This window comes from Nostoc sp. CALU 1950, from assembly GCF_051172895.1.
Lineage (GTDB): Bacteria > Cyanobacteriota > Cyanobacteriia > Cyanobacteriales > Nostocaceae > Nostoc > Nostoc edaphicum_A.
The window spans coordinates 71,777-97,887 of record NZ_JBDNJQ010000003.1; the positions used below are offsets into that span (position 1 = coordinate 71,777).

Here is a 26,111-nt window from a genome sequence, read left to right on the forward strand (position 1 = left end):
ATTTAACCAAAAATATTGACATTGCCGACACTATATACACTTGAGTCAAGGGGACTGGACGGTAAACCTTGTAAATCAGCTTTGTTTCGCATACCCTCAATCCGTTCAGCTTCCCGGATTGCCAGAGGATTCATATTATTTCTTGCTGACAATAATGCTTCAAGTCTAATTTCTAGCGGCGGCAGTTCACCCATAGGTGGAACATCGTCTGTGAACATCAGGCAAAAAGTAGAGATAGCCGCCCTTTCCACAATTGCTTGGATTTCCGCACCTACACAGCGATGGGTCGCTTTGAGCAGTCTACGCCATTCTTCATCACTGAACCCATCTCTATCACGGAACCGATAATCAAATCTGGCAAGGTGAATTTTAAAAATTGAGTGTCGCTCCCCATTATTGGGTAAATCCACCTTAAAAATGTCGTCAAATCTCCCGCTTCTGGTCAGTTCTGGTGGTAGCCATTCAATGTTGTTGGCAGAAGCAATAATTAATACATCACTAGTCCTTTCTTGCATCCAGGTTAACAGCATCCCCGCTAGTCTTCGTGATAAATCATCATCTCCCGCAAATCCCTTATCGAAGTCGTCAAAGTATAATATTATACGATTAATCCTATCTGCCAGTGCCAATAATTTTTTGAGTTTGTATTCCGCCATGTTGCCGTAACTGCGAAAGTTACCCCACTCTACGATCATTAATGGTATTCCCATCTGCTGGGAACAAGCTTTAGCTGAGTGAGATTTACCTGTGCCTGGTGGCCCGATTAATAACACTCCCTTGGGTAATCGCAAATTATAAGCTCTCGCCAGTGGTGAGAGCAGCCGCTTGTATTTCTTAAATGCTTCTTGCATCAGTTCTAAACCCCCGACTGCAATTGTCACTGGTTGCAAGAATTCTATGTTGTAAACTCGCTTAAGTAAGTTGATTTTGTAGGCAGACAGTTTTTTAACCAACTCTTGACCATGACTTTCACTATCTAGCCTACTCACGCTTTTGATCAGAAACTCAATATCTGCTATATACATCCCTACAGATGCTTGAGCTATTTCCTTGATTTCCTCTTCGCTTACCTCTGTGGGAAGTATTGATGCTAAGTAATCGCTGATTTCCTCCTCTGTTGGCAGTTGTTGAACTATTGTCGGCGCAAGTGCTGCAATGTCAGATGACAGACTGGCATTTGACCCCAGTAATAGGGCTGTTTTGTTTGAACTGGTGTTATAAAGCTTTAAATTAATCAAGGCAGACTTGATCCACTCGCTAGTCAAAAAGAAATCAGGATCGCTTGTTCCTGTACCAATCCAGGGAAATATACCCTCTACTATCAAAATTCCTTCTAAGTGGGTAGTTTTCCAGAACCGCAAAATCTCAAAATAATCTTCTCGCCTATTTTTAGCGTTGGCTTGATATTCAGCTACTGGCAAAAGGTTTAAGTCTTGCCCATTGCAAAGCAACTGATGCAGATGGTCATCTTCCAGTGTCCACAAATAACAGTTAATATTCTGGTAAGCACACATCCTCGCCAGATTTGTTAAAAATCTAAGCCTCTCTTGCAGTGGAGATTCTACCGCAATCAAAGGATTTTTTAGTTTTATCAGCTCAAATACTTGCTCTATCAGCCCAGTATTCATCAGTTTTTTAGGTGAAGTTCATCCAGATCATAAAAGTTGTGAAAAATTCTTTCTACAGATAAAAGTATTGAAAAATACAGTACTTTTACCTCTTGCTTTTTGACTACAATATGCCATTCTTTCTTAACTTATCCGCATTGTCTAAGTGAGCAATTTTACTTAAATTCACTGCTATATGATCAGTAAACTGCAAGTTATATTAGTATTTAAATCTCAATTGTTTTTCATATTTACTATTTGCTATATCTATCCATAAATCAAGCAAATATATTTAATGAAATTGATTTTTAACCTTAATTAACTGCTAAAATAGTGACAAAATATTATGCTGAGTTGGGTGTTTTTATGAGATTCAATCTTAACAAAAACCAGATTTATGTACTTGCTTTCCTGTTAAGTTTGGGAGTGTCTTCATGCCAATCACCAGAACAAAAAGCTGCTTCTGCTCAAAAAGCAGTAGAAGCAGAGCGAGAGCAAAAGTTCAAACAGTTTGTCGAGAGTACGCCTGATTTATACAAAGTAACTTGGAAAGTTTGTGGGAATGCTGGCGTAGATTTAAATAGAAAAATAAATTTGGGCTGTGATGAAACTAAAGATATTCCTACTCAAGGTTTCCAAACACCCATTTATGTATGGGGCCCTGCTGGAGAAATAAAGTTTATCACTAAGCCTAGCTTCTTTGCTGATATTTCATCGGACTCAACTCTTTTTGTCAAATCTAGGGGATGTCTTGCATCAGGTACTGCTAAACAAGAGCAATTATATGTTGTCAGAGAATTTCCACTAAAGAAAGGCAGTAATCCTCAACCTAAAGATGCGAAAATAGAAATCGTGCCAAAACAGGAAAAAGAGAATATATTGCGAGATGCTGTCGCAAATGCACAAATAGAAAATGCAACTCTTACAAATTTTGGTGTATCCTCCAATGGACTAATTCCTACAGGGAAAGCTTGTCAATCATTTGATGAGTGGAAGAAAGCTAATTAGGAACTCTCTTTCAGTTTAACTAATATTGGGGTCAAGTCCGAATGGCACGAAGAAAACGTGAAACCTCGTCTGGGCTATCTTGATTGGGGGTAGGGTTGCAGCTTCGTGTGTTTAAGAAAATTGAATTTTAATTCTACCACTTGGGACTTTACCACCCGCCTGCTCCACTGCCTGCTTCCACGCTTCTATTTGAACTTCCGGCTCTAACGGAATCAAAGGTCGTAGCTGATATTCGTTGATTGGTAAAACTTGTCCTTCACTAGAGTCTGGGGTAGATGTGTCCGCTCCTGAATCATTTTGTGTCCTATTAGGACACATTTTCATGAGATTATCTACGACTACCGTACTTTCCATTAACCTGTACGGATAACGACGCTCAAAACCAAAACGTTCTCGACAGTAGTCCTCAAAGGTTTTGTGCGTGCTACGATAAAGCTTTCTGTCTCGTAATTCCACCAACGCCTTCCCTGCAAGGTAAAATGCTTTTTCTACTTGTCGTTCTAGGTGTAAGCGATCGCTCGACTCATCCTCAGTCAACTCCGGCACTTCGACTGAGCTTACGGTAATTGTAGCTGTAGCTGGGTTTTCTTCAAGGTCTTGGTTATTTAGTGGTGTGCCGTCGCTGGATGCAGAGATGGTGGCTTTTTTGCCTTTGCGAGGTAGTTTGTTCACCAATCCACCTCTGCCTGAACAGTAGTTGAAAGAATATGAAGTTGTGCCATGATGAAGATGTAACTATATTAAAAAATTTATTCCCCAAACCTTTTGCTGAGGTTGGGGTTTTTTGTTCGCTTGTTATATATTTGCATCTGTGGGAATCACTCTTGTTGCTTAGTCAGATGAATGCATTGTGTCGATACAGGCAAACAAAGCGCAGGTCAACTCACTGTCCAACTTACAAACAGCGATCACCTACAGTGGGCGGTTACGCCATCGCCTGGGCGTGGGCGCTTAAGCCGGGAGCATCCAACCAGACTACTGCTTAACTTACACTTTTAACATCTATGGGTATTCCAGCAACACAGTTAAAGATCGGCCAATCGGTGAAGTATCTGATCGGTAAAGAGAAGCGGCATGAGTGCGGCAATAACCGATATCAGCAAATCATCTCTTAGTCTCAAAAATACTCATATTGTTACTTTGACCTTTGATGATGATTCATTGCCAAACCACTTAAAAACACAACAACTAACTGTTTATGACGAATTGCTTGAAGGTTGTGAAATAATCACATTTTAAAAAATTAAAATTGGCAACAGCAGAGCGCACATTCGCCGCGATAAGTTGAAATTAATCAAAATACTAACTTGCTGGCTGATAGAATCCCGTATTTTGGTTAAATTCCCATCCCAACCCTGCTCTATCCTTGTTCTTACACCATGCTACAAAAAGCGGTGGGGGAAGATTAATTCGCTCCTTGCGTACAGTTTCCTCACTTACACCAAGCCTCTTGGCCAAACCTTCTTCAGTTAACGGTTGCATTCGCGGACTTTGCCCAGGATAGGATGAATTGTTGTAGTACGATTTTTGGCCCCGCTTTTGTTGGTTGTTGAGATAGTCTTGAATTTTAATGATCGCCTCAGCCAACTGTGTCATTCGAGCTGCCATTCTCTCCACTTTTTGTTCTAAATTGGCGAGATTATCAATTGCTGTGGTTTGGTTGCTATTAGATTCATTTGAAAACTCTGACTCGAGCTTATCAAGTCTTTCGCAAATAGCTCTTATCGTTTCATTAGTCGGACTGCTGTGATTTTTATTACTCTCAACCAAGTACTTCTCTACACTTGCCTTAATCTTTGAATCTAGGCGTTCGTCTAAATCGTTACCACCTATTGCATCAACCTGATCTTGGGAATCGCCTAAGTAGAGTTCGATAAATTCGAGCAGCGTGGCTGTTGCTGTTGTGCCTTTCGAGTTGCAACAGGCGATAAACTGCTCCCACTTCCTTTGGTCACAGTTGAAAGATGCTAATTTTTTTTTCCGCCCTGTATTGCTCATGGAAAGCGTATCATCTAGGTAAACTTGGACTGCTCACGCTTATTAAATCGTGTAATTCATCATGATGAATTACCTTGATAGTATCATCGCCAAATGTGTCAGCGCATCTTCAAGCAATGGTTTTTGTAAAGAGATGCTACTGCCAACGGCTACCATTGGCGATCAAAAATTATCTCAGGCTTAAACACTTGCAGGATTGCTTTATCTAATTTTTGCTCATCGAAACAGTGCTGAGTACCTAGTTAGATTGCTGAGTAAGAAAGCAATAATTGCATACAGTACAGTAAGTCTGTACACCTACGGGGATCTTGCTACGCATAGCGTCTCTAAAAGTTGCCCCTGCTTTTAAGCCCTGGTGTCCATTAAAGAATTAGTTGTCAGTTTTAAATAATTAGTGTCCAAACGCATCGGAGAAAAGTTTGAGTTTTTGGGGAGCAAGTTTTACCCGTCCGTTTTTTGAAGAATTTTTTATAGAGGAATCAAACCACTCTCAAAAAATAAACTTAAAATGACTCTATAGTTTTATGGCGTGATAGCGATTAAATAGCGGGCTATTCCGATAAGGGGAGACCGCAAAAAAAAGATACCAGCCGTGTTTCGAGTTTATTCGTTGTGTAGCGTGGATCTTGGTTGTGACGGCTGGTATCTTTTTTCAAGGCTTGTGCCTAAGCTTGATTTGGCATGAAAGCAACAGAAGCAGGGAAGAATTTTGTACAAGTTTCTTAAAATAAGCACCTTTGCCCGTTTTCTTTAACCCAAACCTACACCTGTCATATTTGTGTAGTTAATTAACTGTTAAGAGTATGCTCTTTAAATTCTTATATCACTTATTAACTATAAAGCCATTTTTAGTTTATTTTTTTCACCTATCTTTAGGTTTTTCAATATAGGGGCATTGGCTATAGCCGAATGGCACTAAGAAAAGCTGAAACCTCTTTGCTGGCAGGGTGTGGGAGGATGGGGAGGCAATTCAGCATTTGTTGATATGCAGTTATTCAATTTCTCCTCTTTCTCCCCACACTTCCCACACTCAAAAAGCAAGTTATATCAGGGCTTTGCGATTAACTTAGTGCCATTGGGCTATAGCCCAATGGCATGAAGAAAGGTAGTGGCTAGGTAAACTGGGACGAAGAGTGATTGAGTCAACCGATCGCTCATCATGATAAAGGTGATTATTGCTTGTGCAGCACGAGCGATGGCAGTCCCAAATGGCAATCGGCTTTTTCTCCAGTGCGCTTAAATGGCAGGGGAATAGTACAGCATTAGTACACCGTTCTGGCTACAGGTGACGGGGGTATTCTGTTGCTGACCGAAGAGGCGGAGGGGCAGGGGGCAGGGGGAGCAATAGAAAGCCCCGAAGCCGTGAAGCGGAGCTGAACATGGGTATCAAGCCCCGCCCTTCCTCTCTCGTTCTCGATTGGTCGGAGTACAAGATCCGTTACTACTTCCCCCCAGCTAATAGCTCCCCGCTCCCCTGCCTCTTTTGACAAACTGCCACAATTTTCACTTTGTCCGTGAACAGGGAAAGGGAAACGGTAGAGAAACTAGTACACATTGCAGTACAGTTCCACACTTTTTTCACCGAAATAAATCCTGGGACGGGAGCATCGGCGATAATGATTAACTATCGGGGGTTCGGGGCTGTGAAAATTGACCGTCACGGGAAGGCAAAGGTTTTGTCGGCAGAAGAAATCCAGCGTCTGTTTACTTTGGGGTTAACCACAGAGCGAGACAGAACCCTAATAGGCGTGATGCTGTACACGGGTTGCCGCGTCAATGAAGCAGTTACCCTAAAAATTAAAGATGTTTATAACAGCAAGGGACGGATCAGAGCAGAGCTGATCATCCGTAAAGGGAATACAAAGGGAAAGTTAGCTACCCGCAGCATTCCGATTTTGTCAGAACTAAGGTGCTTCCTAGCTACTTACAAACCGACAAACTCCCGTGACGGTTTTTTGTTTCCTGGTCGATGGGGGCGCGGTCACTTGCACTCAGAATATGCAAGCCTAATCTTCCGACAAGCTTGCGAACGTGCGGACATCGAAGGAGCAAGCACACACAGTTGCCGCAGAACTGCACTTACTTTCATGAGCAATGCCGGAATTCCATTGCGAGTTATTCAAGAAATCAGTGGACATCGCAGCTTAGAGCAACTGCAAAATTATCTGGAGGTGGAACCATCCCAAGTCCGGGGTGCGATCGCGGCGTTATCGATGCTATCACCGCCATCCATTAGCAGCAACAATCAAGACATGCAAAATGCGGATAACACGAAGTTATCAACGGAGTCATAGATCAGGAAATATGATTTAGTTGATCTAGACAGGACTGAGAGTAAATAAAGGCTATAAGGATTTTCCCAAAAAGCCATTTACAATTCCATAGGCAACACCTCAAGCGATAGCCATTGATAAAAATGAGGCACAGATTGCTCTTTATTTACGTAGCTCAGTCGAGGCTTTGCCGCCTTCGACATCGCCGACTTTATCCCTCCATAGGCAACACTTCTTCCAAGAGCCATTCATAAAATTCAGGAACTTGAGCTTCCACAAGTCGCAGTTCATTTGCCGCGATCGCTTCAAGTTCCAGTACTGTCTCCCAGCGCAAATCCCCAGTCCATCGTTTAAGAATGCCTTTGATTGCGTCCACTCCACGAGAAATACCAGAGCGAAGTATTTCTACACAGTGGAGTAGCGTAACGCGATCTGTCGGAGGCGACTCAAATTCGGTAGTATCCTCCCCCTGGCAATGGGAGTTCCCTATAGCATTAGGGGGGGGTGTGGATACGGCCTGCTGATTGGGGTTTACACTATATGCAGCAGGGGTTTTGGGGGCATAATAGGTTCGATTTTCTTTTTGATTGCGCTTCGTTTCACGATGAGCAATTACATGCATTGCAAATTCTAATTCCTCTTTAGATAAAGAGAAAAGTTTCACCTGTTGACCGCGCTTACCCTGCTTACGGAAGGTCAACTTTAACCCCAGCTGCTCGACTAAAGTGCCCAGCAACCAAATAGGTTTACAGTCTAGGGGAATAGTAAACCCAAGAATTGCTTTGACGTGAGCAGCACAATGTATAGCGATCTCCGTCATCTTGAGCAAAGTGGGGTCATCGGCGGTAACTTCATCACCCTTCATTAAAGAAGTGAGAATTTGATGCAGTCCCAGGTTAAATCTAGCCAGCCACCGTGCGGAATAATTGCCCCAGTCGATGCACAAAGGTAGATTGTCGCGCTCGGTGCGGTCTTTTTGGGTGACAATTGTTGGTGGGGTAGGATAAGTTTGCCCAGTTTTGGGGTCAGTAAACGATTCTTCGGGTGGGGCTAAAATGGCTTCAAGTCCAGCGATCGCTCTAATTAAGCGGCCACCTTTATCCATTTCTACGAGTGATTCGGTTACTTCAATGCCGTAAGAATCAGAAATGCGGAATTTTTCGCATTCAAAAATTTCATTAGGGTCAAGGTAATCTTTGCTCTGACGGGCACGGTACTCGCTCAAAGTAATATTCTTAGCCCTGGCAACAGCCGAATTGTGGGCACTATCCAAAGCTTGTGCTGCTGCTTTAAGACTTTCAAGAGATTGAGGATCTGAATCACTGCCCACATATATAAAGGTATTGCCCATTTCGGTGAGGAGCGATCGCAAATCATCACGCAGATTATTGAGAGAATAGTGGCGGTTAGCCATAATTTGGCAGTAAGCCTCAAGCGCCCAATCTTTCTCTGCGCCCCGCTTACCCGTTTCTCTGTCAATCCGCAACAGAAAAGCGGTCATTTCATTGGTTTGGAGCAAGCGCTCTTTAATCTTGGTAGCATTGGTATCCTTGTAACCAAAGGGAGGACGCGGGGCCACCCAAATATGAAACGGAACTTTTGGACGATAACGGTACAGTTGTTGGGCACACTCAGTAGCGGTTTGGCTTACGCCGTGAAACACGCCAAACACTAAGTCAAAATGATACTCAGAAATATCGACACCAGTCCCCAGGCTAGGGGAAGTGAACAAGGCATCAAAGTTTTTGACGGCGTTGGTGATATCTTTGATGAAAGCGACATTTTCATCACTGCCAGAATTGTCAGAGTGAACCGACCAGATACGCCATTTTTTTTGTGTATGTGATTTTTCGGAGTTAGATTCTTCGTAGTTGATTGTAAAGGATTTGTCGAGTTTTTTGATGAAACGCTTACTGTCACTTGCAACCATGACTTTCTCACCAAGCATCAGCGCTGCCGAGATTTGGGCGACTATGGCGCTCTCATTATCCCCCTCGTACCAATAAATTGTGCGTGAACCGTTTCGCCACTCGTTTTTAATGATGTACGGGACTTCACCTTTTGGTCGCATTGCAAGAAAGAAGTTTACCGTTAAATCGTCCATGTGTGCATCAGCGATGACGACCAGTGGCGCATTGTATACTATATATTCCAGTACCTCCAAAATGGCGGCGCGATGTTGTTTGCAAGTATTACTGTGCAGCAGGTGGGTAAGGTATTGGCAGGCTTCATCTATAAATATGCAACCGTAGGTGAGAGACTGGGTATTGAGTTTATGCAAGCTGTCAATAGTAATACTAAGGGCTTGGGCCTGGGCTAAACCTGTGTAACCCAAGTCTGAATACATCGCCGTCCGCAAGCGTTCGGCAAGATTTTTCAACAAGTTAACCCGATGTCCATTGTTGAGAAATCTGGCATCAGGATTTTGGTCACGCCACCAGCGCATAAGTTCAGTTTTACCAGTGCCCATGTCGCTCCAGAGTACGACTAGTCCTGATTTTGGGAAATTGAAGGTAGGAGATTTCTTCGATTTGTCTGAATCAACTCCGCCAGAATCCGTAGACTCCTTCTTTGGAGGATGTCCTTTTATAGATGGCGTGAAAAGTTGTTCCTTTTCAAGCTCATAAAGCTCAGGCACTCTCAAGCATTCTTCTTCAAGTTCAGGAATGCACAAAGCCTCAGAGAGATACTTGACATTAACAGTGACATCTGGTTTGTACTTGCTAAGTCCCCATTTCTTAGCTCGATACGAGCGCTGGTAATCGGCAAGTGATTTGGCATCATCTATAATTGCAGTTAGCAGAGCATTGGCATCTTCACCCCTGGCTACCACGAAATCATCTACACCTTTTTCTGGCCCCGGCAACAGCGCAACTTCACAAAAGCAACCTGCCGATTCGATTGCTTTTGCAGTGCGAACAGTGGCTTGAAACACCGACCACCTGGTTTTAGAAGAAGTTTCGTAGTCAAAAAGAATTATGAACTTGCGCCCCGCCTGAGTCATTGGTACTAAGTCAGGATGCAACCGTTCATCAAAATCTTGTTTGCCTACACGCCCATTCCAAATTCCCGGAAGTGCGATCGCTACAAACCCTAAAGAGAGCAAGCAAGCGGCTTTCTTCTCCCCTTCGCATAAGATAACTGGAATCTCGGGATGCTGTTTCACCCACTCCCAAAATATTAGTGGATTGAGTTGATCCAGTAAGCGCAATGCTAAAAGTGAATGATAGCGCTTAATTAAATAACGTTTTGCTATTTTGTCCCAGATGGGGTTAGCGACATCAAAGTAGGTAACGCGGTTGGGGGTTTTGGGGGGCGACTCGTATTTGACGGGTTTCCCTTTTTGCCAATCAATACGAGGGAAGTTCGGCTTAATCCGCCCCCACTCCATTGGTTGCCAGTTTTTGAATGGGTCAAGTGACTGAATCCACGTCCCACCTAGTAATAGGTGCTGATACATTTTTATGTATCCATCCGTGACTCGACCTGCATTTTTTCGAGGGATTTTGTTGGAGATAAACAGGTAGTCATAAATTGTTTCTCCCTCGATGTGGAAGAAGTTGCGCTCAATCAATGCCGGATGAATGGCGCTGCCCACCGCTAATTCATGATACTCGGCGGCAGTGAGATAATTGGGGTATTCACAAGTGTTATCTGGCAACACTTGATCCCCAACGCCCATCTCTTCTGGGCATTGGTTATTTTGCACGGTAGATTCCTCCGATAACTTTATTGTCAAGTTTCAGAGGGGGTCGATTAAATCAATTCGCAATTACCAACTCGCAATTCGCAGTTATATTTACGCCCGTACTTCCTCCTCATAGACGAAGTAGAGTAAAAGAGCCTGAATTCATTAATTATTCAATTACTCTGCAATTGCGAATTGCGTAGACGCGCTTTGTGCTGTTTTCCGTAGGGTTTTACGAATTGCCTATGACGCTGCTTTTACAAAAATTTACATATCTTAAATATAAATTTTTTGTCAAAATACTACCAATGGTCAGCAAAAGCTGGCCGTGCGTATTGCTTTAGAGTATAATGGCAATAGCAAAGCAGCGTGGGTATCTTTTGCCAAGTCAGTGGTTTCAAGTCGCCAAACTTTAAGTGCCACTTTCCTTGTCAGCCGAGATCAACCCCGCCCTAAAATATGTTGTTTGATTTCACCGTAAGGCAAAGCGTACTCCCTAGTGCGTTTTGCCTAAATTTTTATGTACAGTCTGCGTTCCTCCTTTTTGCGTAGTTGACAAGCTTGATCTTACAAAACTTCGCGCCTTTTCGCATATAGTAAGATTTAAATCTGAGTTATACTACCTCCTGTTTTGTTAAACTTAGTAAAATTACCCTATTTTATAAGGGTTTTTCTCAAGCCAACCCTAGTAGTAGGTTAGAAGCTTCATCTTCAGATTGGCGAGGAAAACTTTTTGCTTAGGCTCGTGCAGCGCAAGCCAATGATCGGCTGGATTCAAAGCTACTTGTGTAGAAAAAAACAGTTTTTGCAGTAAAGTCTCTACATAATTATTTGTTGTTAAAATTTTAGTAGCTAGATTTTTGTTTTTTCTTAAGAGCATAAATACTTCTCTAAAATGCGTTAGCTAATGAGGGGAAAGAGTTTTGTGACTTTACTAGACCCAAGGGATCAGTATTAATGTATTTTTTGACTACAGGTTGCAAAGTAAAGGCGATTTCTTTAGTGTTTGGGTCTTTAATGCTTTCAATTAAAGATAGTTGTTCTAACTTTTCTAAAGCTTTAATAATTGCCGAAGTAGAAGCCGATATATTCTTAGAAGAATTGAGCTGTATTAAGAGGTCACTAAAACTAATCGGTGCAGGGTCTAGGGATAATTTTTGAGCTAAATAAATCATAATATAACGTTCGGTTTGCTCCAAAGATTCACCAAAAGTTTCATCTAACATTGATTGAAACTCATCAGTAATAAAAGTAGTTTTATTTTTAAAAAATATTTCTGTACTGCCAGAAAAGAAATGTTTAATCTTTTGAACTACTGTGGCTAATTCTGAGGGATTACTACGATAGGTTTTAATTAAATCAAGACAATCGTTTTTGTTTGTTAAACCTTGATCCGATAAAAAATTTAGAGCAGCATCTGTATCTAAACCGTCTACCCGAAAATAGAGGATAGATCGGTCATCTTTGCTCATAGCATAAATTTCATTAGGTAAAGCTCGGCAAGTCAGTAATAAACAACTCTTATGCTCTTCCTCTAACAGCCGACGCATGAATATTTTATAGTCTAATCTTTGTTCTAAATTAGGAGTTTTAAACAGAACCTCAAAACCATCCAGTACGAGTAAACAACGATGAGATTGTAAATGCTTAATTAAGGCGGTAATCAGAGCTTGAGTATATTCAGGTAAGTTGAGAGAAGTATCTGGTTGAATTAAATCAATTAGTTCGCTCAATAAATCTTGAAGGCGTACTGAGTGAGTTACTGATTTCCAAACCAGGAAATCAAAATGTTGAGTAGAGTCTAAGCTAAGTTCTGCTAAGAGTTTTGCGGACAAAGCAGTTTTACCAACCCCAGGAACACCTGCTAAAGATATGCATCGGTGGTTGTTAATTAATTTCTTTAAGTGGTAGAGTTCTTGTTGCCTACCGTAAAAATTGGATAGTTTAGAGCTAGGAAGTTGACCTTTAATAAACTGGCTATCAAATAAAGGAAGTTCTAAGTGGGGATTAGATTGATAATAGTTTATAACAACTTCTGTGAGCAGAGTTCGTACTTTCCTCTTTAAGACCTGTTGTCCTTTGGTTACTGTTTCAGAAAGCAAGTTCCACAGTTGAGGAGCTATACGACGCTGTAAATAGCCAGCCTTATAGCCAGACTGCTGCCCTATCTCAGAAAAATCTTGGTTTTCCCATGCACCCTTGAGGACGGCAATCTCAGGTTTAGTCAAGGAGCGATTTTTTTCAGTAAAAATTATATTGTTGACTACAGTTAGAGCTTGGTAAAAGGATACGGTTGGGGAAGACTGTAGTAACTCCAGAGACTGTTGCTCTTGTGTAAAAAAGGATGAAGAAAGAGAATTCTGAAAATTTACCCCATGCTCAATGCTCAAATCCATAAAAGAAGTTTTCCTTTTGGTACGTGAGTTCCGCAAGAAACGTTTGTAAAATCAAATCAACTCGCTATTTAATTCTTATGACTCTGAGTCACTTATAATAGTATCAGCTTTTTAGATTATAAGTGTATCTCCTAAAAGATTAAATGAGTGTTTTCATGCAAAACAAAGTCACCCAGATTAGCTAACTATTGTTCAAGCCTTATTAAATGGGGGTTTTGATAGGATCTTGTAAATGTAAAAATATAATTTTTAATGCAAAGTGACTTTAAGTCACAAAAAAACTTTACTTTAATGCATCAAATGTGAACAAAAGCAATAGTCATAAGAAATATTTTTATAATGTTGTCAATAACGAAATATTGCTCAAATGCTAATTCTTTAATAAAAAGTTAAGACAAGATGTCGTGTTACTGTATAAATCCTCTGTGTGAACGACGGCAGAATCCTGATGATGCCGACAAATGCGCTTCTTGCGGTACATCTTTAGTGATCAATGAACGTGTCCGTCTAGTTAAACCATTAAGAGAATTAGATCGCAACCCGTTCACGGCAAATGAGATTTTTGAAATAGAGGATTCTGGGACGCAGTGGAGTCCTGGGCGTAAACGACGAGTCATGAAGATATTAAAATGGAATTCGCCTCAATTTGTGGAGCGATTTGAGCGCGAGGTTTTAGCCTTGCAATTAATAAATCATCCAAATATTCCGCAGACAAACGGAGATGATGACTACTTTACCGTCGAATTAGAGAACAGCCCCTTCAAATTCCGATGCTTAATCATGGATAAAATTGAAGGGGAAAATTTAGAAGATTGGATAGAAACTCATCATTCAGTTTCACAAGAGTTAGCACTAGATTGGTTAGAACAAATAGTAGCAATACTAGATTTAGTACATCATACAGAATTTTTTCATAGAGACATCAAACCAAGCAATATAATTCTAGATCCGGATGGACAATTATATTTAATAGATTTTGGGGCTGTGCGCCAGATAACAGATACATATTTAGCCAAAGTAAGCTCGACTGGAGGAACAGACAGAACTATCAGTAATTACGAAATCACCAAAGTAATTTCCCATTATTACAGCCCGCTAGAACAAGCGCATGGTCATGCGGTTCCACAGTCGGATTTTTATGCTTTAGGTCGGACTATGGTTCGGTTGGTGACGGGGGTAAAATTAAGAGAATTAGAGACAAATCATGATGTGGGGAGACTGATCTGGAGACATAAAGCACCACAGATAGATAAGCCATTGGCGGATTTTATTGATGAGTTGATGGCTCCAAATCCAGCACATCGACCACAAACAACGGGAATTATTTTGTGGCGACTGAAAAAACTGCCTAAGCAAAATAAGATTTATAGACTAACAAGGTCGAAACCCTTCATGTTCAGTGCAGCGATCGCCAGCGTTAGTTTGATAGGATTACTAGCTTATACACTTGGATTCCCAGTTTATGCAAATAATTTAGTAGTACAAGGGCAAAAGCTAGAACAAGAAAATAATACAGAACAAGCGCAAAAGCTATTTGACCAAGCAGTAAAAATCCGCCCGGAATTAAGTAATCAAATTTCCAAATTCTACTTTGATATAGCAGGAAGAGTTAAAGAAAATTTAGAATTAGAAAAGAAATATTATAACTTAGCGGCTAAATATAATCCGAATGATATAGATTCATATAATAATCTAGCATTGACTTGTCAATTTTTGAGAGATATAGATTGTGTAAATAAAAGTTACCAACAGCTTTTTAGGCTAGAGCCTAACTCCTGGACAGGACACTACAATTTAGCTAACTTTTATGAAACTCAAGAAAAATATGATTTAGCTCAAGAACAATATAACTTAGCAATTAAATCTGGTCAGGAGCAGGCATTAATTGCTGTGAATAATTTGTCTAGGTTGAATAATTTGCAAGGAAATTATACTCAAGCTCAAAAACTAGCAATAGAAGGATTGAATAAAGCCCCATCTAGTGATAAACAGTTAAGAGCAGCATTGTATAAAAATTTAGCCTGGGCGAAACTGACGCAAAAAGATTATCAAGGAGCGGATAAAGATTTGCAAACAGCATTTAAGTTAGATTCGCAAAGAGTTGATGTGTATTGCTTGTTATCGAAAGCGAAAGAAGCGTTAGGAGATATAAATTCTGCAAGTGGTTACGGTGAAATATGTTTATTGGCAAGGATGGATACGTGGTTGCCAGAAGTACAAAAATGGCGAGAGGAATTAATAGAGAGAATATTTAAAAAGAAATAAATTTTAGTACTTTGAAAAACAGTTTGTAGAAGAACAAGTATATAAATCCCATGTTCAAGAGAATTCAGATTGGAGCCATCATATTAGGATTAATATTAGTTAACGTCACTGAAAGTCGTGTGTGGGGACAGGAGGTAGTGAGGGCAAATCGGCAATCTAAAGTCTCTTGCGAACCTATAGCGAAAGTGATAAGCGGAGATAGTCGTTATCAACCTTCAAAAAAATTATGTAGTGAGGATAGAGTTGTTGCAGCTAATGGTGGAAAGGTAAAAATCTTCTGTTACCCAAGAGGAAAAATCCTAGACATTCCTAGTGATGTTGTCGGGAAACAATGCTTGCCATTAAAAGTAAACGAAGGTAGAGGATGCAACGTTTTACAAGGAAGAAGCTGTGTCATCCCTAAAGGGCCGGATGAAGAGAACAAACCTACAAAGATGACACCTTATGGCGCAGTAATCAATCAAGAGCGCCCGACAATATCTTGGTCTAAACCAAAGGGAGCGACTGATTACATTGTGCGTATGCGAGGAAATGGAGGCATTAGCTGGGAGGTGGCAGTCAAAGGAGAAAGTTTAACCTATCCGCCCCAAGAGCCAGCATTGAAACCAGGTCAAGCATACACTTTAGATATAGTTGCCATGCGGGGCGATAGAGTAATAGATGGCAGTAACTCGTTGTTATTGCTGTTAGCTACAGACAATATACAAGAAGTAGAAAAGACAATTAACGTTCTCAAGAACCTTCAACAGCCGCTTGATGAATTGGCGATTGATATGGATGCAGTATATGAGTCATACAATTTAGTCAACGAATCGATAAAAGTGTTAGACGCTAGAGCTAAAGCAGGTTCAACGAACCCAACGATTTATAGATTATTAGGCGATCGCTACTTAATAGCTAATTTTCCTCAACAAGCTAATGAAGCGTATTTAACAGCTAAGAAATTAGCCCAACAAGCAAATAATACTGTAGAGTTAGCTTTAGCAGAAGCTGGTATAAAGATTGCAGCACACACAAAGGTCAAGGAGCAAACGAGTTATCCGCCAACGAGAATAAATGCGCTCCAATAATATGGGTGAAAATATTTGTCACTTTTTAATAAACTGAGTTGTGCTGATCTTAATGCTTCGGCTTTGGTAAGTCCAGATTTCAGTCCTTCATAAAATTTAGTCATCAGTTGAGCAGTAGAATCAGCATCAACTAGCCATAGACTGGCTAAAACACTACGCGCTCCAGCTTGTGCAGCTATGCCAGCAATACCCAAAAAGGAGCGTCTATCACCTTTGGCAGTTTGGCAAGCACTCAACACCAGTAAATCAAGGTTGCTTTTATTTTGTAGTAAAGCTTTTAAATCATTAACCATCAGGGGAGTATCCCATGCTAAGACAAAGGTTTGTTCAATGTCCGAGCTAAATTGAGCATGGCTACTTAAATGAATAGCCCAAAAAGAATTGTTTTCAATATCTTTACTAAATCGTTCATGGGTAAATTCGCTATCAAGTAATGTAATGGCAGAGGGATTAGCTTTCTTAATATTCTCAATCTCTAACCTGACTTGAGGTAAAGGACGTAAATCTCTAGGGACGATAGGATTACTAAAACTAGGGCCAATCTGAGAAACGCCACTAGCTAACGTTGCAGCTGGTTTGAGCAGCGATTGCCGCAATTGTTTAGCACTAGAACCTACAGAAATAATGTATGTTTCTAATAAATATTGTTGCCCATCATATAACATATCTAGGGGCAGATTTTGAAAATAACTATCTAGGACGAAACCTATTTTGCCTGATGAGGGTAAATATTGTTTGATAGGTTGAATCAAAAGCTGATAAACTGCTTGCGAATAAGTGAGAAAATTATAACCTTTAGTATCAACGAATTCTAAATTCTGGATAATATTGAATAAATTAGTCAGAGGTTCACCAATTATATCTAAATCTATTGTGTGACGATAGATATTTTGAGAAGTTTTAACAAGCACCTCTACTCGGTCATCTAATTTAATGAGGTAAACAATATAATCCAAATCTTTTAATCCGCGATCCAATCTTGCATCTAGGGCATTTTCAGCAAATTTACCACAACGCAAGAAATTCTCTACTTCAGCAAATTTAAGTTGTTCTTGAATTTTAATAGCTTGTCTATTGTAGTTTTTATTAGAATTATTCTTGTTAAGTAATAATGATATGTATTCGCGGTAAAGTGGCTCTACTTTTTCTGTAAAAGCAAATTGAATATCAGAGTTAAACAGTAAAACATCACCACGTACTTTATCAAGATTTTTTATAGCAGTAGAATAAAAATTATTAGCTTGCTCGATTTTACCAGATGTTTGATAAAGCCGAGCTAGTTCCCATTGCCATTGATAAACGATATCCCAAGCCTGTACTGATTGAGCGTATAACATCCCATCATGATACGAACTCTCAGCTTTTGATAATTCTCCACCAGCAGCGTAAATTTCACCTAAAGTACTATTAGCATAAGCAATTGCTCTAAAATTATTTAACTTCTTGGCACTAGCTAATGCTTCCTGTGATAAGGATAAGGCTATAGATTGTAAATTGTTATCTGTGAATTGTTTCACTTTCAAGTTATTACTTTGGGTAATTTTTAGTAAGTTATGAGATAATTTAAGTTTGCTATAAATTGAATCAACCTTGGATAACGTTTCAATTTGTTTCAAATTGGTGAGAATATCATTTATTAGTCTAGAAACAGAATTACTTAAAGGTAAGTATTGTGACAATTGTATTGATGTATTATCTATGAGTAATTTTAACCAGTTTAGTTTAGCTTGTAGAGAAACTGTACTTGGGCTATTACTGAGTTTTTCGTATACTTTCTGGGCAGCATCGAATTTAGACTTGGCTAAAATAAGTGCTTTCTTTTGAGCAGTAAAGTCATCAGTGAGTTGATATTTACTCTTGGCTTGATTGTAAAGTATTACTTCTGTATTAGCTAAATTGAGTAATAAGTTATCTTGAATATCTTTCTTTTGTAATTGTGCAGCGAAGGGTAAACAGTATTGCAGAATAGTATAAGAAACTTCCGGTTCGCCCATAGCTCGCAAAACATTAGCTAAATTAGAAAAACCAATAATTTGTAATTTTTGGATAGGTTGTTTTTGAAATATTTCTTTTAAATCAGATAAGATTTGAGAAGAATTAGTTTGTTCTTTTAACGCATGAGGGCAAATTCTATTTTCTAGTGCTAAAGCCTGAGTAAGAACTTGGCAAGCGTTAGCATAAGAGCCTAGTGCTTGAAGTGCCAAACTCTGGTTAATTAAACTGCCATTCATCCCCTGCTTGTTATTTAATTGTTCATAAGCTCGATAAGCTGATTGCCATGCTTTCAAAGCAGCTTCGGACTGTCCGTTGTCTAATTGTAAAAATCCTTGCTGTGTGAGAGATTGCGCTATTTCTAAGTTCGGGGGAGTTGCTAATATTGCTCCATTGTTAAACACTACTATTAGCGTAAATGTTAAACTTAAAAATAGGTACTTAATTCTTTTAAAATAGTTGATAGTTAAGTGAAAAATAAACTCCATTTTCTTGCCATGTGTTTGAGTTTGAGTTAGTTTCATTTAGAGGAATGCCCCAATCAAGACGGGCATTGAAGCGATCGCTTCGATATTGGAGAGCTAGACCAATAGAGGTTAAACTACCATCAGGGCTAAAAGTATCAGAACTATTGTTCCAGCTTGTGCCAAAGTCAATGAAGGGAGCAACCTGTAATTCTTGCGTAGTCGTTTTCCAGGCCGGAATGCGTAGTTCTGTAGATAAGAGAAATCCATTGTCAGATATAAAAGTATCCTGCCTGTAACCTCTGACATTGCTGATCCCTCCAAGACTAATTTGCTCGAAAGCGGGTAAAGGTCTATCCGCCCATTGGAGGCGTGAGCGGATAGCAACAGAAGTGTTACTATTTCCTAAACGCTTCAACCATAAAGCCTCGCCTACCCAACTAAAAAATCGCCCATCAGGAGGGTTGGCATTGATGGTAGCATCTAGTGCATCTAAACCTAAACTAAAAGTTGAACGAGCGTAAAAAGACTGATTAAGGCTGCGATTTGCCCAATCTTGGAAAAACCTGAGTGCAAAAATCCTTGTGCGCCCCGAAGCATCTGCGCCCGCCGAGATAGGAAAAGGAGTATTTTGCAATGATGATTCGCTTTCTAGCCGCGAAACAGTCAGCCCCAATGCCAATTCTTGTGCCGAGTTAGCCGATGCCTGCCGAATCAGAGGTTGGCGCAAAGTCATTTCATAGACCCCTGCATCGGCTACTATATCAAGGGCGTTAAGCGGTCGCTCAATGATATTGTTGGAAATATTTGCGTAAACAAGGCTGATAGTACCATTGTTTGGGTTGATAGGTACAGAATAACCAAGGGTGATAGCATTACTGCCATCTGTATTTCTGTAACCAATGCTTAGTCCGTCTCCCAATCCCAGGATGTTATTGTGCGAGATATCAATGCGACGCTGGAAAGTTCCGATGACTGGAGATCGGTAGTTGTCTAGACCAATATTAACCTTAAATTCCTGTTGGGGCTGTACATTAATATCCAAAATAGCTTGGCTTGGTTTGCTTCCCTCTTTCAATGAAGCAGTAATTTTCTCAATTAATGGGTCTTGTTGAAGTAATTGTAGTGCTGGCAATAAGCGTTTACTGTTGAGAATCGGTTGTGGAATACGTGCGCGGATATAGTTGTGTAGTCTGTTGCCGCCGACAATATTGATTTTTTCTATTCGTCCCTCAACAATTGAGACAGTAACTATAGCATTGTCAACCTTGAGAGATTGATTTTGGGCAACACCAATGTATGCACCAGAGTTGATATACCCTTGCTCTACATAATAATCAGTAACCTTATCACTAATTTTTGATAAATCAGTAAAAGTGATTTCCTGACTAATGAATTCTGATAATACTTTCTCTAACTCCTGATTATTAAAGACTGTATTTCCTTGAAATCGAAAACCTTGAACTTTGATTTTAACGAAATTGTTTGGTTTAAGGGTTCTTTGAGGAATCAAAGGAGTAGAGGATGCTGGAAGCGTTAATGGTGGCGGTGCTGGAGGTAAAGGAGTGGGTGACAGGGGTGTTTGTTGTATAGTTGGCGGATTTTTTTGATGAAGGCCACCTGACTCAAGTTCTGCCAAGGAAAAATGACTTGCCGTTAAATACGCTAGTAAATGTAAACTCAATATTTAACCCCCTACATCTGGTACTCTCTTGATGCAAGAAGATTTCAATGGCGAACTGTACGCACCCATATCGTCACTTGGATCTGGGGTAATCACAAAGTTAACAGTCCCATCCCCGTTATTGCGCCACCCTTGGGCTACCACTATATTTTCCGTATTATCAGTTTGAGTAGATTGGGGTAATTGTTGAGAAGAGATGGGTACTGATGAGTCTGTCCACCCCAGTGTAGTGCTAGATAAATCATCAAGACTAGCGGGAAGTCCTCCTTTAGCAGAGATAGTTAGTTCACTCGGCAAGTTAGGAGGTTCTGGCGAGCAAGTGTTAAACGGTTGTGGAGACTGAAAGACAGTATTTCTAATCCCAGAGTTAGCAATATCTATTTGAGTAGTGTTAATCTGTACTGAGCCGTTAACTCCTCTTTCTGAAGTAGCTTTTATTTGGCTATCTGGCGAGGCAAATAAACCTGGGGTATTGATTTTGATGTTCCCACCCCTACCCTCAAAGGCATTGGCTGTAATTTGGCTGTTACTTTGCAATATTAATGCACCTGTTTCAATACCAATATTGCCCCCATTGCCCGTACTGCCGTTTGTACCTGCGGTTGCAGATATAAAGCTATTATTCAGTTGAACATTTTCTGCTTTCAAATTGATGTTACCACCTTCTCCAACAGCAGTTGTCGCTGTAATTCCCCCTTGATTTGTAATATCGATTTTGTCTGTATTGATATTAATAGTACCTGCGTCACCGGAGCCTTGATTTATTACACTAAGCTGTCCAAAATTAGAAATGGTTAACTTTTGAGTATCAATAGTTAAACTTCCCGCTCTACCTGTTGGCTCTGGAGGTAATCTTAATCCGGTTCTGAGGCGTTCATTTAGTATAGGTGCTGAAGAAGATATAGCACTTAATGTGTCTAAGTATTTTCCTGATATTGTAATTGCTTCTGAGGATCTAATAAATAAATTACCAGCATCGCCGGAAGCGAAAGTACTAGTACTAACAGTACCTCCATCTTGTAATAATAAATTTGAACTATTAATTTCTAAATTACCAGCATTGCCATCTTTATAAGTAGATGATTGAATGTTACTTGCGTTACCTAAACCAGTAGATGTGCCAATTATTTCTATAGAGTTTGAATTAACTGAAACACTACCACTTTTACCTTGACCAAAAGTTGCAGAGCCTATACTACTCCCTGCCCGTAAAGAGATAAAGTTAGAATTTAGTCTTAAAACTCCAGAATCTCCACTGCCAAAAGTTGTTGTAAGCAATCCTCCATTATTTGCAACAATTTGTGCGACATTTGCAATAATGTCGCCGCCTTTCCCAGCATTGTAAGTAAATGTATTAATTCCAGACCCTTGAGAAATACTTTCAAGAGTTAAGCCTTCAAAATTTAATTGTTCAGCATTCACAATGACATTGCCACCCGCAGCACTGCTAAAAGTTGTCGTGGCAACTTGAGAAGCTTTTAAAAAGATTCTCCCACTACTAAATTCAATGTTACCACCTGTATTTTCGCTAAAATTAATATTAAAAATGCCTGTAGCAGTTGCTTGAGATTCATTTTGTATACTCAATGATTCTACAGCATTAATAAATATATTACCCAATTGTCTATCTTGAAAACTTTGTCCAATAATTAAAGAGCCTTTATCTAAAAATATATTATTTCCATAAATCTCTATAGAATTTCCTGAGCCATTAGAGCTACCATCATAAAGTAAAGAGTTATTTGATATTGTTATGTCTTTATAAACTAAGTTATTTCCAGGAGAGACTAACCATTGATTATTTTGGTTGTTTAAATTTATTACTCCCTTCTCAAGGCTAACTAATTCGAGCCGACCATTAGTATTTTTAAGAATAGCTCCATTTAAGGTAATATTATTGCCGATCAAAGCAAGAATATTATTAGGTTTAACTTCCAGGCTGTTCGCCAACTTACTAGGGTTAAGAGGGGTAAAAAAATCGTTCTGCTCAATTGTGTGTCCTTTTCCTTGAACAGTAATACTTCCAGAATTACCATTAAACTGCAAACCAATAGGAATATCCACAGTCAGCAGTGGTTGCTGTGGGTTAATAGCACTAAACTCAGAACCATTGGCAAATTCTAGAGAGTCAGCCGTAGTTGCAAATAAAGAACCACCGATATCTAATCGAGCATTAGGGCCAAAGACAATGCCACTGGGATTGATCAAGAACAAGTTAGCTGTACCATTGGCGCTAATCAGCCCATCAAGATTAGAGACGAAACCACCAGTAACTCTAGCGATAATGTTGTAAACATCCAGCCCGTTGTTGAAATGGACGCTAGTATCTGTAGGAACGGAAAAGTCCTTGAAACTGTGAAATAAATTGTTTCCTACTTGAGTACCACCTTCAATGGTTCTAAGATTTTCATTTATTTGAATATTTGTGTTGTTAGGTAAAGTTAGATCGGGAGAAATTTGTGCGTTAGCTGGAAGTGAACTCATAAGTAAAGGGAAGACTACTAATAATGCACTAGTGCTAATTTTCATCAAATTTTGAAAAACTATAGACCAAGTTTAGCTTTAGAGAACTGAAAAATTAAGTTAACTTTAAGTAAAAGTTATAACTTTATCATTAAAGCTATAAAAAAGATTTGCATATTTACAAGTAAATAGCAAGATAAGTTACTGACTTTAAATTTGATTGTGATTAAAGATAATAATTATTTATAACTTAATATTTTTTAATAGATTAAAAGATAAAAAATGACACAATTAGACTAAGACATCCAAAAGAATTTTACTGCATATCACCAACAATTTTTTTATTATCATGGGAAGAGTCAACCTATGAAATATCTCTTTAGAGATAAGTGATGCACAATTGTTTATTCATCCTCATCTGAGACGCATATATGATATATGCGTTAATTATTACAACTATCCTAAGATAGATTATTAATTAGAAAAATCATCGACCTCAACTCGCGCCACACATTAGACACCTGCCATCCGGTGACAAATTGTAATAACCAACTATCAACAGAGGTAACAATGGAAACAGCAGATGTAATTGTGATTGGAAGCGGTCAGGGTGGAATTCCACTTGCAGCTGACTTTGCATCATCAGGTCGAAACGTCGTTCTATTTGAGCGCGATGCATTGGGAGGCAGTTGCATAAACTATGGTTGCACACCTTCTAAAGCCTTTCTAGCCGCTGCCCATGCCGCAGGTCGCGCTCGACAAGCGGCAAAGTTAGGCATACACGCGCAGGTCGAGGTCGATTTTTCTGCGGTGATGGAGCGTGTGCGTAGTATTCGCAGCCAGTTTAACCAGGGTGTCAAACGGCGACTAGACAGTGCAGGGGTTAGAGTTGTCTGCGCTGAAGCTGCTTTCACCGGAGAGCGAACTGTAAGTGGAGGAGGTATGACTGTGCAGGCTGCGATCGTTGTTATCAACACAGGAACATCCTCTACCATTCCTGACATTCCTGGTTTAGCTGGAACGCCTTATCTGACCAACCGAAATTTCTTTGATTTGCAGCAGATTCCGCCCCGCTTGCTCGTGGTCGGCGGTGGCTATATTGCCTTGGAGCTAGGGCAGGGAATGGCACGTTTAGGGAGCCAAACCGAATTGATTGTGCGGGGCAATCGGCTGCTGGCTCAAGAAGAATCCGATGTCAGTGCTGTGCTTGCTGATGCCTTTGAGCAAGACGGAATTGGACTGCATTTCAATGTGACAGTTCAGCAGATTGCTTATACCAATCGTGTGTTTACCCTAACGCTGAACAATGGTGAAGTACTAGATGGAGAAGCGTTGCTGATTGCGACTGGCCGCAAACCGAATACTCAGGCATTAAATTCTGCGGTGACAGGTGTTGAATTAGATGCACAGGGTTTTATTAAAATCGACGAGCAATTTCAAACGACTTGCGCTGGGATTTATGCGATCGGGGACGCTGCCAAGCAGCCTGCTTTTACACATGTTTCTTGGGAAGACTATCGTCGCTTGAAAGCCATTCTGTGTGGCGAACATCGGACGCGCAACGATCGGGTGTTAGGCTATGCCGTTTACACAGAGCCACAAGTGGGTCGAGTGGGTATGACGTTAGAGCAGGCTCACAAACAGGGCATTACAGCCTGCGAAGTCACCCTGCCAATGGCTCACATTGCCCGTAGCATTGAGTGGGGGCACGATCTGGGTTTCTACCGCATGGTCATCGACACCCAGACGAATTTGATTTTAGGAGCAACGCTGGTTGGTTACGAAACGGCTGAACTGGTGCATGTCTTTTTGTCACTGATGGAAGCTAAAGCAACGTGGCAGGTACTTGAACAATCGGTTCACATTCACCCAACATACGGTGAGGCATTGCCCAGTCTCGCAAGGCTACTCGTTGGAGATGATATGCCAACCTGTCCGAATATGTAACAAAGCAGCAACCAATAACTACTAACTTAAAGATGGGCGATCGCTTCAAGATATCTGCAAGAGGTCGCTTTAGTAAAAACCCTTCAAATTGTTTCCCTGATTTACTTATTGGTAGTAGGAAGGAGAGCTTTTCACCCAGACATTATGGTTGTGATAAAAATCACCACGTTGTTCTAGTGTAAACCCACCTAGCAATAATCCCAACCATACTTCTACCATCGGCATTTGCAACACATGTTGCAGGTTAACTAAAGAAATCTCATCTTTGACATTTATCAAGTAGTTAGCGATGGCGCTCTGCCATTTTGGTACATCTTCATCTGATGCTAGGTTGTGAACATCTTCTAAAGTTTTTACCTCATCAAGCATTGCCAAAACATTCGCTTTTTCAACAGGTGCTGCTACAGAATTGTCCTCCTCAGTAGGAGATGAAAATTGGTGTGGGCCATGTGGTTTAAAGGTTTGTGGTGTTTGCGGTTCAATCAAATCATCTAAATCTAGGTGCATTGTTGTCCGCACTAGACCAGCAAAGAGATCGGTGCTAATAATTGGCCCCTTTGGGTTATTGCGATCGCGGGTATCTTGCAACAGCACTTCGGCACGAGACTTGAGAATATCTGCAATTTGACTGAAGGCAAGCGCTGCGGTTAATAACTGTGCCTCCAGGGGTAATTTTTCTAACTCGGCATCTAAACATTCCCACATCGGTGCTAGTGTTGATGTCGCTGGAGATTCTGACAACTCATCAAGCACATCCCAAATTGTTAATTGGCGGTATGTGGTCATCTCTAGGATTGTGGATGTAGAGGACAAGGACGCACTGGGCAGTAACTTGAAGCAATCTCAAACATATCCTTATATTGATAGAGCGAAACACTGTATTGTTTTGCAAAAGCCTGTAACACCTGATCTGTATAGGCGCGGATCTTGCCAGCCGTTAGTCCAAAGCAGTGAATTGGTTCTAAGCGGCAAATAGGCTGTTGTCCCAGCCACAGTTCTGCGCCCAAGGCGTGCAATGGTTTATCCCCTGATTCTTTATACAAATACAGCACTGCAAAATATGTTGCTGGTGGTTCGACTGCGATTGCATCAATTTCTGCTGAATTATTTTGGGAGCGGTGGCGATAGAATGAGCGGCGATTGTGGCAGACTTTTGGATTCCAACATCCATCCCCTGCTGTTCCATGTAAAACTTTAGCTTGGGCAGTTGGTAACTTGGCACATAGCTGACATTTGGGATCAAGTGGCTTGGGCAT

Annotated in this window: 17 protein-coding genes; 6 read left to right on the plus strand and 11 right to left on the minus strand. The window is 40.4% G+C overall.

The features are described 5' to 3' along the window. Window positions 1–2 precede the first annotated feature (2 nt). Window positions 3–1,628: an ATP-binding protein gene (locus tag ABF638_RS01630; RefSeq protein WP_435019675.1), complete on the minus strand. Its 1,626-nt coding sequence runs from the start codon at window positions 1,626–1,628 to the stop codon at window positions 3–5. Between the two features lie 345 nt (window positions 1,629–1,973). On the opposite strand from ABF638_RS01630, the gene ABF638_RS01635 reads away from it, so the two are divergent. Next, window positions 1,974–2,615: a hypothetical protein gene (locus ABF638_RS01635; RefSeq protein WP_435019677.1), complete on the plus strand. Its 642-nt coding sequence runs from the start codon at window positions 1,974–1,976 to the stop codon at window positions 2,613–2,615. 111 nt (window positions 2,616–2,726) lie between these two features. Here ABF638_RS01635 and ABF638_RS01640 read toward each other — a convergent pair whose 3' ends face one another. Next, entirely contained in the window at window positions 2,727–3,287 is a 561-nt protein-coding gene (locus ABF638_RS01640; RefSeq protein ID WP_435019679.1) for a hypothetical protein, read from the minus strand. Between the two features lie 402 nt (window positions 3,288–3,689). Here ABF638_RS01640 and ABF638_RS01645 point away from each other — a divergent pair, with 402 nt between their 5' ends. Continuing rightward, window positions 3,690–3,854, plus strand: a complete 165-nt coding sequence (locus tag ABF638_RS01645) for a hypothetical protein (RefSeq protein ID WP_181154566.1) — start codon at window positions 3,690–3,692, stop codon at window positions 3,852–3,854. A gap of 63 nt (window positions 3,855–3,917) precedes the next feature. Here the strand turns inward: ABF638_RS01645 and ABF638_RS01650 are convergent, their stop codons facing one another. Together ABF638_RS01650 and ABF638_RS01655 are read right to left on the minus strand one after the other, a co-directional pair. Then, the gene (locus ABF638_RS01650) at window positions 3,918–4,613 is read right to left on the minus strand and encodes a hypothetical protein (RefSeq protein WP_435019681.1); all 696 of its coding nucleotides are present in this window, start codon (window positions 4,611–4,613) and stop codon (window positions 3,918–3,920) included. Between the two features lie 1,080 nt (window positions 4,614–5,693). Continuing rightward, complete coding sequence (locus ABF638_RS01655; RefSeq protein WP_267894960.1) at window positions 5,694–5,828, minus strand: hypothetical protein; 135 nt, start codon at window positions 5,826–5,828, stop codon at window positions 5,694–5,696. Window positions 5,829–6,256: 428 nt separating this feature from the next. On the opposite strand from ABF638_RS01655, the gene ABF638_RS01660 reads away from it, so the two are divergent. Continuing rightward, on the plus strand, window positions 6,257–6,907 hold the full coding sequence (locus tag ABF638_RS01660) for a tyrosine-type recombinase/integrase (RefSeq protein ID WP_435019773.1): 651 nt from the start codon (window positions 6,257–6,259) through the stop codon (window positions 6,905–6,907). A 190-nt stretch (window positions 6,908–7,097) separates the two neighbouring features. Here the strand turns inward: ABF638_RS01660 and ABF638_RS01665 are convergent, their stop codons facing one another. Both ABF638_RS01665 and ABF638_RS01670 read right to left on the minus strand, forming a co-directional pair. Beyond that, window positions 7,098–10,595 carry a plasmid replication protein, CyRepA1 family gene (locus tag ABF638_RS01665; RefSeq protein ID WP_435019684.1) on the minus strand — a complete coding sequence of 1,166 codons (3,498 nt, stop codon included), beginning with the start codon at window positions 10,593–10,595 and terminating at the stop codon, window positions 7,098–7,100. Window positions 10,596–11,464: 869 nt separating this feature from the next. Next, window positions 11,465–12,970: an NB-ARC domain-containing protein gene (locus ABF638_RS01670; RefSeq protein ID WP_435019686.1), complete on the minus strand. Its 1,506-nt coding sequence runs from the start codon at window positions 12,968–12,970 to the stop codon at window positions 11,465–11,467. Between the two features lie 399 nt (window positions 12,971–13,369). Here ABF638_RS01670 and ABF638_RS01675 point away from each other — a divergent pair, with 399 nt between their 5' ends. After that, window positions 13,370–15,235, plus strand: a complete 1,866-nt coding sequence (locus tag ABF638_RS01675; RefSeq protein ID WP_435019688.1) for a protein kinase domain-containing protein — start codon at window positions 13,370–13,372, stop codon at window positions 15,233–15,235. 50 nt (window positions 15,236–15,285) lie between these two features. Continuing rightward, window positions 15,286–16,305: a hypothetical protein gene (locus ABF638_RS01680; protein ID WP_012413309.1), complete on the plus strand. Its 1,020-nt coding sequence runs from the start codon at window positions 15,286–15,288 to the stop codon at window positions 16,303–16,305. On the opposite strand, the gene ABF638_RS01685 is transcribed toward ABF638_RS01680, so the two are convergent. The 3 genes from ABF638_RS01685 to ABF638_RS01695 are packed head-to-tail and all read right to left on the minus strand — an operon-like array spanning window position 16,272 to window position 22,929. Further along, the gene (locus tag ABF638_RS01685) at window positions 16,272–18,821 is read right to left on the minus strand and encodes a CHAT domain-containing protein (RefSeq protein ID WP_435019690.1); all 2,550 of its coding nucleotides are present in this window, start codon (window positions 18,819–18,821) and stop codon (window positions 16,272–16,274) included. The genes ABF638_RS01680 and ABF638_RS01685 overlap by 34 nt on opposite strands. Continuing rightward, window positions 18,748–20,445, minus strand: coding sequence for a ShlB/FhaC/HecB family hemolysin secretion/activation protein (locus tag ABF638_RS01690; protein WP_420758222.1), 1,698 nt, complete (start codon window positions 20,443–20,445; stop codon window positions 18,748–18,750). The genes ABF638_RS01685 and ABF638_RS01690 overlap by 74 nt, the downstream gene beginning before the upstream one ends. A gap of 3 nt (window positions 20,446–20,448) precedes the next feature. Next, window positions 20,449–22,929, minus strand: a complete 2,481-nt coding sequence (locus ABF638_RS01695) for a filamentous hemagglutinin N-terminal domain-containing protein (protein ID WP_435019691.1) — start codon at window positions 22,927–22,929, stop codon at window positions 20,449–20,451. A 549-nt stretch (window positions 22,930–23,478) separates the two neighbouring features. On the opposite strand from ABF638_RS01695, the gene ABF638_RS01700 reads away from it, so the two are divergent. Continuing rightward, a complete protein-coding gene (locus ABF638_RS01700) occupies window positions 23,479–24,855 on the plus strand; it encodes a dihydrolipoyl dehydrogenase family protein (RefSeq protein WP_435019693.1) in 1,377 nt (458 codons plus the stop codon). Window positions 24,856–24,960: 105 nt separating this feature from the next. Here the strand turns inward: ABF638_RS01700 and ABF638_RS01705 are convergent, their stop codons facing one another. Together ABF638_RS01705 and ABF638_RS01710 are read right to left on the minus strand one after the other, a co-directional pair. After that, window positions 24,961–25,641 (minus strand): hypothetical protein, encoded by a 681-nt coding sequence (locus ABF638_RS01705; RefSeq protein WP_435019695.1) that lies wholly within the window; start codon window positions 25,639–25,641, stop codon window positions 24,961–24,963. A 2-nt stretch (window positions 25,642–25,643) separates the two neighbouring features. After that, the gene (locus ABF638_RS01710; protein WP_435019696.1) at window positions 25,644–26,111 is read right to left on the minus strand and encodes a hypothetical protein; all 468 of its coding nucleotides are present in this window, start codon (window positions 26,109–26,111) and stop codon (window positions 25,644–25,646) included.

Bases quoted from the DNA above. Each gene is read 5' to 3' on its own strand.
- ABF638_RS01630 (WP_435019675.1), bottom strand. From the start codon at position 1,628: ATGAATACTGGGCTGATAGAGCAAGTATTTGAGCTGATAAAACTAAAA.
- ABF638_RS01635 (WP_435019677.1), top strand. From the start codon at position 1,974: ATGAGATTCAATCTTAACAAAAACCAGATTTATGTACTTGCTTTCCTG.
- ABF638_RS01645 (WP_181154566.1), top strand. From the start codon at position 3,690: ATGAGTGCGGCAATAACCGATATCAGCAAATCATCTCTTAGTCTCAAA.
- ABF638_RS01650 (WP_435019681.1), bottom strand. From the start codon at position 4,613: ATGAGCAATACAGGGCGGAAAAAAAAATTAGCATCTTTCAACTGTGAC.
- ABF638_RS01670 (WP_435019686.1), bottom strand. From the start codon at position 12,970: ATGGATTTGAGCATTGAGCATGGGGTAAATTTTCAGAATTCTCTTTCT.
- ABF638_RS01675 (WP_435019688.1), top strand. From the start codon at position 13,370: ATGTCGTGTTACTGTATAAATCCTCTGTGTGAACGACGGCAGAATCCT.
- ABF638_RS01680 (WP_012413309.1), top strand. From the start codon at position 15,286: ATGTTCAAGAGAATTCAGATTGGAGCCATCATATTAGGATTAATATTA.
- ABF638_RS01685 (WP_435019690.1), bottom strand. From the start codon at position 18,821: ATGAAACTAACTCAAACTCAAACACATGGCAAGAAAATGGAGTTTATT.
- ABF638_RS01695 (WP_435019691.1), bottom strand. From the start codon at position 22,929: ATGAGTTCACTTCCAGCTAACGCACAAATTTCTCCCGATCTAACTTTA.
- ABF638_RS01700 (WP_435019693.1), top strand. From the start codon at position 23,479: ATGGAAACAGCAGATGTAATTGTGATTGGAAGCGGTCAGGGTGGAATT.
- ABF638_RS01705 (WP_435019695.1), bottom strand. From the start codon at position 25,641: ATGACCACATACCGCCAATTAACAATTTGGGATGTGCTTGATGAGTTG.
- ABF638_RS01710 (WP_435019696.1), bottom strand. From the start codon at position 26,111: ATGCCCAAGCCACTTGATCCCAAATGTCAGCTATGTGCCAAGTTACCA.